The sequence below is a fragment of the Erysipelothrix anatis genome, from assembly GCF_009828745.1.
Lineage (GTDB): Bacteria > Bacillota_I > Bacilli_A > Erysipelotrichales > Erysipelotrichaceae > Erysipelothrix > Erysipelothrix anatis.
Window position 1 is genome coordinate 52,906 of the sequence record NZ_WTSX01000013.1, and the last position, 10,151, is coordinate 63,056.

Below are 10,151 nucleotides of genomic sequence, written 5' to 3' on the forward strand. Positions count from 1 at the left end.
CATCTGATTGAACTCGATGGGATTCATTTTTTTAAATTCAGACTCGCCAATGCCAATTTGAATTGCTGTAAATTTCAGGCTTGCCCAGTCGATTTTTTCTGACCGTTCTTTTTGCGGTTTCCATTCCTCTTTGATGTTCCTTTTTTTTTGTAAGAATTTTGAAGTTCTAATTGCTTTTGAATGAATGCGAAAACACGCGGATAGTCCTCGGGCTTAACACTTCTAATTGCTTGCTTGTAAGTCATCACATCATCAACATTTGCTTGAATAACGGCATAAATGAATGAATTGGATAGACGTACTTTTTCAAGGTCATTCGTTTGATTTACTTTTTCTTGCAACATTTCCATTGAACCTTCTCGTTCTTCCAAATATTCAAGAACTAGATAGTTCCACTCAAGTTTTATTGCTTGTCCCGATTTAAGTTGTAGAATCATTGGATCCTCCTTTTAACAACAAAAGGAGCATTACGCTCCTTCTGTTAATCCTTCAATTGTTGTAATAGGTTTAGCAAAGAATTTATCTTCAGTAATCCCTTCAGGAACATTTTCAAATTCACTGTCGATGTAAACATGATCGTTTCCTAAATCATCATATGCGTAAGCACGAATCGTTAATGTATCATTCTGCTCACTGAATGATTCACCTCCATCCGCAATGTCTTTTGTGTTCGACACAAGTTGACATTTTGGATACCAAATATACTTGTAATTTCCAGCATCCTTCTTCTCGACATATCCGTATGCGAAAAATGGACGTTCTTTTCCTTCACCGCTCTTTACGAGTCCGCCAGTATTGGTTTCTGCGCGCATTCGAGATAGTGTTTGTGGATCAAACGCTACAACATCCATCGCAATTTCCGTACCGTTGCGTTGTGACACTGTTGCATACATTTTTCCACTTGCGGTAACAGTATTTGTTTCTTCATTTTCTGTCACACCAATTGTTTTGACAACTTCTTGTTTAACTGCTTTTTCAAATGCAGCTAAATCGAACTGTCCATCTGCCCCTGGTGTATTGAATGCAGTATATTGCGCGCCGACAGAGCGCTTAATAAATGGTTTTTTTGTAGTCATTTTTTATCCTTCTAGCTTCAATTTGCGAAGCATTAGTGCATTGTATTTCTCTTTGTTTCGTTCGTAAGTATTGTTCAAAAATAGAGTTCTTGGAGTACTCCATTTTCTTTTTGCGCTTGATTTTGTACCATCATTTACAAAACGTAAATAGTATTCAGTTTTAGACCCTACTTCGACCTCATTGTCTTTTGCCCTAACGTACCCAATACTATCGAGCAAATGAGTATATCCAGCTTTTCTGATATCTGAATGTGGTTTAGGCAATTTTCTCAAATCATTTGAATACTCTTTTGCCGCAATAACTAGAACATCCTGTACCTTGCTTGCAGAAGTTGTTACTTCACTAAGATACTCACTGAGTTCTAGAAAAGCATCGAACGAATCGTTATTCTGTCTCATTTCCTAAATCTTCAATAACATCTATTTGAAAAAATGAATGAAATGATGGAATTTTGTCAACAAACTCATGATTTATTTGAGGCCTAGAACCTAATTCATTGAGTTTTTCTTTTAATAGAATTAATTTGGGATCACGAGGAGTTCTTGAATAGAAAGACACTTGATATGTCACAACTGTGGCATGAACATCATCACTTGCTGGAATGTCGGTCCATAAGTATTCAAAAAATACAATTCTAGGAGATTTGTTTACATCGTTATCATTTTGGATTCCTTCGTTGACGGGTATTCCAAGACTTTTGAGAACTTCTACAAGCTTGCTTTTATCCATTCACATTCTCCTTCAAAACTGGATCAGTATACGGCTCAAGAGTTAAATCTGTTTCAGGAAATCCCTCTTTATTCGTGAAGTGATATGCGTTGTAAACTTTGTGGTAATCACTCCCGAGTTTCAATACAGTTTTTGATGTAATTTCCATACTTTGAGGGATTCTAATTTTCAATGAGATTTTCTTTTCCCGTTGTTCAAATTCGAACTTGAGCCGATCTGAAATTGATAACATTTTGAAACCTATCTTCTTATCAGTGTTAACTAACACATCTTGAGGATAATTATCATCAGTTTGATCAATAGTTAATATCGACGCAAAACCATCGTTATATACCGGCATTGTGGTACCTGATTTGTAAAGTGGTGTAAGCACCTGCATATACCTCCTTAAACTCTGAAAGTCGCGCAAAACGACGATATAAAACATACATTTTTAATAACGCTCTTGCATCACAATCTTGGTCATAGTCAATTCGAAAACCCGACATATTATTGATGTCATAAATACCTTCATCAATTAAGTGAGTAAACGATGCATCTTCTACGTACGGCGAAATATTTTGTTCAATACGTATTTCTGCCATTAGTTTAGTTTTATCGAAGTCAGTTTCCGTTTTCTTGTTCACCATTATCGGCTACCTTCTTTTCAATTTTCTTAATTAAAGGAATTCCTCGAATGTTACTCGTTGAACTCAGTTCTTGAATTCTTTTCTTGTTGGGCTTCAATCCTTCACGTGGATAAGTATCACCAGGATGGTACTGATGGTTATCATCTTTTAAGTCGTGCCAACGTGCGATTACTTCATACATAATTACCTCCTTGAATTAATGAGAAAAGGAGCTTATGCTCCTTCACCAGTTTTTCCATCTTGTGCAACATTGAATGCTACTGGCTTAATATCAGTGATATCAAGCACAACTGCCATGTTATTCTTCTTAATGATTCCGTTACCATATGTAACAATTTTGTGTGTACGTAAGTGATCCAAGAAGTTGAAATCATCACTTGTAGAAATTCCCATACGATTGATACCAGCAGTATAAGCTTTAGGTAGTGTCAAAATGGCTTTACCACTTGGAACTGCTACAGATGGAATAATTTCGATATCATAAGGCATCACACGACGATATTCTCCAGTAGCGGTTAAAAATACAGTTGCTGGCGCAATTTTTGTATATTGATCTGAAGCATTGACGACGAGAAGCATCTTAGAAATTGTGCGTTTACCGTCATCACTGAGTGATTTAACAACTTCAGCAAGACCTGCTGGTGTAAAATCTGTTAATTTAACTGCTGTTTTGTCCGGATAAACTCCACCAGTTACAGATCCATCTAAATCTTTAAGCATTCCAATCGGAGAATCTTTTCCAATCCCTGCAATAAAGCCTTCTTCGAGACCTTCTTCATTTGCTTCTAGCAATGATTCACGAATAAATAAATCGACCCACTCGAACCCTAATTCAATAACTCCAAGAGGTACTAAAGAGAACGCAGATAACTTGTGTGCTTCTAAATCAATAGTACTTAATTCGGCTTTAATTTCCTCCGTGATCTTTGAATCGAGCGCACCCCAAGTTGATTTTCCAACTTTTTCACCAACAATCCATTTTTTTAGACCTGCAGGTGCCCAGTCAATGTGTGCGAACAAAGGACGAGATTTTTTCAAATCTTCATATAAATAAGTTAGAACTGTTTTAGGAAGCAAATTGTCTTGTTCCGTCGTATATGCTCCAGTAGTGATTTTTTGATAGTAATCTTTTTCCTCAGAAGATAATTGACGTAATCCGTATTTTTCTGCCATTGCTGCATTTGCTTGAACATCTGCTGCCATTTCTTGATATCGTGTAACTTGTTCACTCATTGCATCATCAAGTAACGCTTGCATCGCTTGAACAATTGCTTCACTCTTGCCTTCCATTGAAGCTTCCTGAATTTTCTGTACCAATGCTTCAGTATTAATGTTTTTTAGTTTCATAATTTTCTCCTTTATCAACTAAAAGAAACCCTCCCAACCAGTCACGTTTTGTGTTTGTTGTTCAACGGTTTCTAAACTTATTTCATTCAATTGTTGTTTCAAAGATTTATTTTCGATAATTAATCTTTTGAAGTATTCATCTCCAATGGACTGTTTCGCTTCATTACGATCAATTGTCGTTGAAAATCCCCAGTCATATGACTCTTGAGGAGTAATCCAAGTTTCCTTATCCATCATCAATTTGATTTCATCTTCTTTTAGATTACTCTTTGAAGTATAAATACTGAGACTTGGTTGTGTAATTTTCTTTAAATCCTCTGCAGCTTTTTCAAGTGCATTAGAATCTCCCGAAACACTAGACCATGCATTGTGAATCATAAGTAAACTAGATTCAGGCGCGATCCGTTTACTCCCAGCCATGAAAATAATCGAAGCTGCACTACATGCAAATCCATCGATAATTGTCGTGACTTCACCTTCAAAACTTTCAAGAAGGTTGTAAATTGCTAGTCCTTCACTTACGGATCCGCCCATTGAGTTGATACGTACTGTCAAATTCGGTGTTGTCACTTTTTCTAATGCATCTTTTATATCAAATGCACCTGTTCTAGTTTCGTCATCACCAAACCACATCTCGAATAATCCTTTTTTACGAATTTCTCCGTAAACGTACATTTCAGTTGTGGTTGCATTTTTTTGTTTAAATTGCATCACATCGTTCATTTAATCACCTCCTTCCTTTTGCTCGTCGAATTTCATGTCTTGATAGTTCTTCGTTATAAATCGTTTATTGGCCCATTCTTCATCAATAGTCGGTTCATCGATAAATGTTTGAGTATCATTAAACGAATATCCTACGCTGCGCAATTTATCAATGCTCGATGAAATATCCATAATGTTGAAATACTGCATTGAGAATTTGTTTGCGATGATTCGAGTATTGTTTAGATAGTCTTTTTCTGAGATAAGTCCAGCATTAAGTCCAGTTTCGATAATTTTAATAATCGGCATGACCGCAAAAGTCATGAAATCATTTGTTCCAGTAGATTTTTCAGTCTGACTACCATAGAAAACATCTAATGGTATACAAAACATCATGGCGACGTAATCACCAAATTTCTTTATAAGATCATTCGTATCACTTGAAGTTTTTGAAGTTTCTTTAATATTCATTTCTTCAAGCTGGAAACTATTTGGTATCGATATTACTCCATCTCCCACGTCAAGCAGACTTGGAAGAACCTTTTCATTTACATAACTATCTACACTTACTTCATTTCCATCCTGGTCTTGGTATTGGGTGTTTGCCCCGGGAAGCGTTAACTTGAATTTTTTACTGTTACTTCTTAAATACCCCTTTAAAGCAACTTGAATCATTTCTGAATAATCTTTATTAAAGGATTCAATGACATTGGTTATATCGGAATCTCCAAGCGATAGATGAATTGCGTTTTCACTAGATGAGCTCGTTGAATAGTAACTTTTGCCATCAAATGTGAATTTGATGTTCGAATATTTTACTGAGTTAAACTCTGCACTTTTTACATCAAAGCTCTCAGCAAGAACTAATTTCTTATTTTTAACGATAAGCAAAGCTTCATTTTCTTTTAAAAGAGTTCTTGCTACATCTGACCAGAATGAATTAGCTAGTTGGATGTTGTTAGGTTTTACGTTTAATGTGTACGAAACTTCGTCATTACTAATTTGGCCATTCTCATAATAATTAAATTTTGCCTTAGATATTTGCTTTGCAATTAAATCAATCGCATGATCAATCATTAGTTCTTTTACATTTAATTCTTTTGCAGTTTTTTCTAGATCACCGTCTAAAAAATCAATGAGTACAGAACTCTTTTGTAATCTTTTAAATAGATTCATAAATGTTTTCCTTTCTAAATTACATATAAAGTGTAATTACTTGTGTTTTGAGTAATTCTTTAGCCTGCATAGCATGGACAAATGCCATGAAAGGGTCGTTTTTCCGTAACTTCGGTTCAATCTTATCAAAACTAAGAGAACCATCTTTACCTCGTTTCATTGCAGTGTTATTGATTGCCCACCGCATCATCGCACTGTTCCCAATATTAATTTTCCCTTCGATAAATAGTTTTTCTATCTGCGGAGCCACTATGTTGTAAACAGAGTTATTAAGTCGAATCATCCGTACCATTCCATCTTTATTGTCTCTAGATTCGACTGTTATTCCATATTCTTCAAAAGCTGCTTTGAGCAATAGGAATCGATGACTGTCGAGAACAATCTTCTTTACGTTGTATTTCATCATGTTTTCATAGACCCAACCAACGAGATGACGTTCATCGATGTAATCGTGGTCAAGAACTTCAAAATCTTTAAATCCTTCTTGACCAATATTGTCGAACGGGAACTTCATTTCTTTAAAAAACTTGCTTCTTGAGCAAATCCAAGTTTTTTGTATCCAAATGGTTTCTCCATCAACTTCAAATAAAAATCCAGCACTGGCGAAATCATTAAATGAAGCGAAATCGATACCTACAATTGCAGCACTGCCATTCTTTACCGTTTGGCTTCTTCCAATTTTTCGTGTTACATCAGAATAAGAAGCTTTGAGTATATTTTCCCAACTTGTAACTGTTTGCTCCTGGCGCTGCATTGGTCTGTTCATTCGTTTTGCATAGAATTCAGTTTTAAATGAAGGTGTTTTTAACATTTTTACGTAATCGGTAATAACCTGTTCTTTAAGTACAGGCATATACCTAAGACTCGGATTTGATTGCTCCCAAACAGTTATATCGATATCATTTTCATCAAATGTCTCTAAATACTTTTTCATAGGTTTATCAATCAATTTACTATCAATTCTATTTAGGAACGGAAACATACTTAGCATATTGACTTCACCATTTAGAACGCTCTCTGCTGTTGATATTTTTTCATCTAGCGGACCATCTCGAACGACACCATTTGTAGTAATTGTCCACGTTCTAGCATGTTTAATCTTTCCAAGACCTGACGAGAAAACATTAATCTGTTTGTAATCTTCATATGCATGAAGCTCATTAAAGATAATCATTCCCGTTTGCTTACCATCTTTCGTTTTAGCATTAGAGGTGTTGTATCGCATTTTTGACTTCGTTTGTTTGCAAATGATTTCTGTTTTGTTCCAGTAAAATAATTTGCGCATGACTTTTTTATTTTCTTCAAGCATGTTATATGCCACATCGAATGAATTAATTGCCTGTTCTTCACTTGTAGCGACAATGTCGATGTTGTAATTATTGACCCCATACATAGGAGTTAACATAAATAGTGCCAAAGGTATTAGATATCCATCTTTACCATTCCCTCGACCCATGAGATCAAACTGTTCTTTGAAGATTACTATGTCCGGATTATCTTTTCGATATACAAATGCCATTGCATACCTAAACTTTTGAAAAGGAAACAGTGGATAGAACCATCTTTCGCAAAATGAGATACACCTATTAAATGTTTCTTCATCAAAATAAGTGTTTTCATCATCGAAAGTCGGAATTACAACATTTTCGATGAGTTTCTTAATATCATTAGATATTGCATCTGGGTTATTGCTGACAAATTCAATATACTCGACGACTACTTTAGGTAAATTCATCAAATGTAAAACCATCCGCAGGTTCTTCATCTTCGAGGTTCAAGTCTTTAATAATTGTCATGATTCTCGAGCTAACTGAATTCAAGTTTTTAATTGATGGATTGTCAACAATTTTAGGATGTCCATTACCAGTAGATATTTCTATTCTGATTCCATTTGTTTCGATATCATTCTGCAATTCGTCTTTCAATTTAAAAAAGTACACTAGATGATCTAGTATACTTTCATAGTGTTTTCCAAACTTGCCTTGAGCTTCGAGTTGATCTGATAAATCATTGCGAATTAAGTCGTATTTTTCATTACTAGAATCAGGTGGTTTGAGATTGGTACTTGAACTGATTAAATTATCAGTGACATTTTCAACTTGGTTAACTTTTATCTTTTTGTTAACTTTTTTGGGTTTTTTCTCAGTAACAAAGTTAACATCAAAATATGACTCGACAAGAGGAAGTTTTGCGTCGCTGATTTTTTGTTTCCCGTTTACCCACTGACTAACAATCGAAGCACTAACAGAGCAATATTCGGCTAATTTACGTTGACTGAATGATTTGTTTTTCTTCAATGCTTTTTTAAGCTCTAAAGACTGTGTTTTTAGGTCCAATTTATCAGCACCCCCTTTCACGCGAGATTTTCAATTATTTCTGAACAGTCAGACCCACACTCCCGCTCTCCCTTAGAAAATTATTAATCCGAGATTTTTAGGGGGGGGTATTTTGATTGACACTTCATTTTTTATTTAAGTTAACAAACAAGTTAACTTAGTTAACTAACTTCTGTTACAGCAACAAGTATTAATCCATTAGCAACCTCAACCTTAACCAAGTAGTCGTACACTGCAGCTTGTTTACCTTCAACAAAAGAACCATCGAACATGCCAATCAGTTTCATTATTTCGTTTGCTTGTGCTTGATCAATATCAATCAATACCATAAAAGAATTTTGGATTACTTCGATTAGTTTTGTCGTATGAGATAGCTGAAGTGCAACATCATTACTTACCTTTGTAGAAGCAAATACTTGTACTGCTTTGACATCTAACTCCGTTAGGAAGTAAGTTGTCATAATATCCTCAGTGTACTTTATGACTCCACTGCCTTTTTGTTCGGACTGTAGTAGTCCATTCGTTTGTAGAATATATTTGTTAAGTTCCATTACCACATCTCCTTGGTCAATTTTTTCTTGCGCTTAAACAAAAATCCATTTCTTCCCTCAATCAATTCATGAGCATCAAAAGATAAACTGATAACGTTATCTATATCCAAACATAAGTCAGGTCTCTCTTTAATTGAAATGATATGGTGAACTGTATTTGCTTTTACGGGTTCAATACGAGTTGGTTTGTGTTTTCCGTCAGTCCAAAGCCCCATAAAGAATTGACAAGTAAAGTTGTCTCTTATTAATGCTTTCTCCCGTAAGATATCCCAATCAGTACTTTTGTAGAATGCATCTGTATTACCTTTTGCAATCTCATGCTCCCAGTTCTTTGGCTTGGATCTTCTTGCTCTTCGCTGCTTCTTACTGTAATTCATTTCGTTAAATAGGTTTGAAGTTAGACATCAATGTAGACTTGCTAATGTAGACAATTTGTTTTGAGTTGAGTCTCACTTGGACTACATCCCTTAGTTTCTTAATCACTTGAACTTTATCACCTTGTGCAATTTGAACTAAATATTCTGAATTACTCTTACCAATACATAGTTTTGTGCATAGATACATGTAATCACCCTTTCTCGTTCCCGCCACAGCGGAGGAATTATAACTTGTCTGGTTATGCTGTGGCGCGAACCAAAACAAAAGACACACAAATTAATGCGTGCCTTTTGTACGGATATGGATTGTGTTTAGAGATTTGCTAAGCCGTTACAACTTAACGATATCATAATAACACTTTATTTTAGAGACAATGTCTCTTTTTTGTTTCACATAGTAATTAGTAACGTTTTAAGTTCTTTATCAATAATTTTGTTCCATCCAGTTCTTGAATAATCATAGGTTTCTGCCACTTCGCTATGGTTATCTTCCAATATGTACATTCTTATTAGGGAAGTCTTTACATCTATACTGCAAAAGCTTAAAACCTTTCTGCAGTAATTTATTTTGGATTCCCAATTATCCCTTAATCTAATTAGTTCCTCTTCTTCCAGCATCAATGCAAGTTTGGGTGTTTGATATCCGTTGTTTGAACCAATTCGCTCTTCATATGACTGTCCTGGTACTTCATACAGTTTGACCGCTATTTCTTCAAGGTCTAAATTTACCTCTCTTAATTTCATGTTATACCAATTACATGAGGATAGTTCTCTTTTAAACTGATCTAACTCGAGTTTAATTCTATCTGATTCGTTTAATGTCATTATTCATACACCCCTAACTTTCGTTGAATGATAATCCTTACTAATTCCAAGTCTGTTCCATCCACTATTCCATCTTTATTGATATCAGCCCGCAGTTGTTCTGATTTTTCAAGACGTCTTACTCCCATAAGATGACTCTTAATCATGGCCATGTCTGATATATTTAATATTCCATCGCCGTTAACATCGCCGACTAGGTAATCATTTTTCAGGTCTTTACTCTCTGATGAAATTTCCACTCCAAGAGCCAATAAACAGGCTAGAATTGCGACTAGCAATACGTTAGTTACTATTTTCGATTTAAATGGTTCCATTGATTATCTCCTGCGCTTCTAAGTACCTGATTGTTAGGTTGATTGCGTGATGAACTTTGGGTGTAGTTCTTCCTGTGTATGGATCATA

Annotated in this window: 16 protein-coding genes; all 16 read right to left on the bottom strand. The window is 35.2% G+C overall.

What is annotated here, in order from left to right; genetic code table 11:
- Positions 1 to 74: 74 nt before the first annotated feature.
- The 16 genes from GVV19_RS09165 to GVV19_RS09240 all read right to left on the bottom strand — a co-directional run bounded on the left by GVV19_RS09165 (position 75) and on the right by GVV19_RS09240 (position 10,063).
- On the bottom strand, positions 75 to 437 hold the full coding sequence (locus tag GVV19_RS09165; RefSeq protein ID WP_159647170.1) for a hypothetical protein: 363 nt from the start codon (positions 435 to 437) through the stop codon (positions 75 to 77).
- 30 nt (positions 438 to 467) lie between these two features.
- A complete protein-coding gene (locus GVV19_RS09170) occupies positions 468 to 1,076 on the bottom strand; it encodes a major tail protein (protein WP_159641790.1) in 609 nt (202 codons plus the stop codon).
- Between the two features lie 3 nt (positions 1,077 to 1,079).
- Positions 1,080 to 1,475, bottom strand: coding sequence for an HK97-gp10 family putative phage morphogenesis protein (locus GVV19_RS09175; protein ID WP_159641793.1), 396 nt, complete (start codon positions 1,473 to 1,475; stop codon positions 1,080 to 1,082).
- Positions 1,462 to 1,806, bottom strand: a complete 345-nt coding sequence (locus GVV19_RS09180) for a hypothetical protein (protein ID WP_159641795.1) — start codon at positions 1,804 to 1,806, stop codon at positions 1,462 to 1,464. The genes GVV19_RS09175 and GVV19_RS09180 overlap by 14 nt, the downstream gene beginning before the upstream one ends.
- A complete protein-coding gene (locus tag GVV19_RS09185; protein WP_159647172.1) occupies positions 1,799 to 2,179 on the bottom strand; it encodes a hypothetical protein in 381 nt (126 codons plus the stop codon). The genes GVV19_RS09180 and GVV19_RS09185 overlap by 8 nt, the downstream gene beginning before the upstream one ends.
- A complete protein-coding gene (locus tag GVV19_RS09190) occupies positions 2,133 to 2,435 on the bottom strand; it encodes a hypothetical protein (RefSeq protein ID WP_159641799.1) in 303 nt (100 codons plus the stop codon). The genes GVV19_RS09185 and GVV19_RS09190 overlap by 47 nt, the downstream gene beginning before the upstream one ends.
- Positions 2,410 to 2,616 (bottom strand): hypothetical protein, encoded by a 207-nt coding sequence (locus tag GVV19_RS09195; RefSeq protein WP_159647174.1) that lies wholly within the window; start codon positions 2,614 to 2,616, stop codon positions 2,410 to 2,412. The genes GVV19_RS09190 and GVV19_RS09195 overlap by 26 nt, the downstream gene beginning before the upstream one ends.
- Positions 2,617 to 2,648: 32 nt before the next feature.
- On the bottom strand, positions 2,649 to 3,782 hold the full coding sequence (locus GVV19_RS09200) for a hypothetical protein (protein ID WP_159647176.1): 1,134 nt from the start codon (positions 3,780 to 3,782) through the stop codon (positions 2,649 to 2,651).
- A gap of 18 nt (positions 3,783 to 3,800) precedes the next feature.
- Positions 3,801 to 4,505, bottom strand: a complete 705-nt coding sequence (locus GVV19_RS09205; protein ID WP_159647178.1) for a head maturation protease, ClpP-related — start codon at positions 4,503 to 4,505, stop codon at positions 3,801 to 3,803.
- Complete coding sequence (locus GVV19_RS09210) at positions 4,506 to 5,660, bottom strand: phage portal protein (protein WP_159647180.1); 1,155 nt, start codon at positions 5,658 to 5,660, stop codon at positions 4,506 to 4,508.
- Positions 5,661 to 5,679: 19 nt separating this feature from the next.
- Entirely contained in the window at positions 5,680 to 7,395 is a 1,716-nt protein-coding gene (locus GVV19_RS09215; RefSeq protein WP_159647182.1) for a terminase large subunit domain-containing protein, read from the bottom strand.
- Positions 7,382 to 7,996, bottom strand: coding sequence for a helix-turn-helix domain-containing protein (locus GVV19_RS09220; RefSeq protein WP_159647184.1), 615 nt, complete (start codon positions 7,994 to 7,996; stop codon positions 7,382 to 7,384). The genes GVV19_RS09215 and GVV19_RS09220 overlap by 14 nt, the downstream gene beginning before the upstream one ends.
- Before the next feature lie 161 nt (positions 7,997 to 8,157).
- On the bottom strand, positions 8,158 to 8,547 hold the full coding sequence (locus tag GVV19_RS09225) for a hypothetical protein (RefSeq protein WP_159647186.1): 390 nt from the start codon (positions 8,545 to 8,547) through the stop codon (positions 8,158 to 8,160).
- The gene (locus GVV19_RS09230; RefSeq protein WP_159639122.1) at positions 8,547 to 8,924 is read right to left on the bottom strand and encodes an HNH endonuclease; all 378 of its coding nucleotides are present in this window, start codon (positions 8,922 to 8,924) and stop codon (positions 8,547 to 8,549) included. Before GVV19_RS09230 ends, GVV19_RS09225 begins: the two co-directional genes overlap by 1 nt.
- Positions 8,925 to 9,314: 390 nt before the next feature.
- Complete coding sequence (locus GVV19_RS09235) at positions 9,315 to 9,749, bottom strand: hypothetical protein (RefSeq protein WP_159647188.1); 435 nt, start codon at positions 9,747 to 9,749, stop codon at positions 9,315 to 9,317.
- Entirely contained in the window at positions 9,749 to 10,063 is a 315-nt protein-coding gene (locus tag GVV19_RS09240; protein ID WP_159647190.1) for a dockerin type I repeat-containing protein, read from the bottom strand. The genes GVV19_RS09235 and GVV19_RS09240 overlap by 1 nt, the downstream gene beginning before the upstream one ends.
- Positions 10,064 to 10,151: the final 88 nt, after the last annotated feature.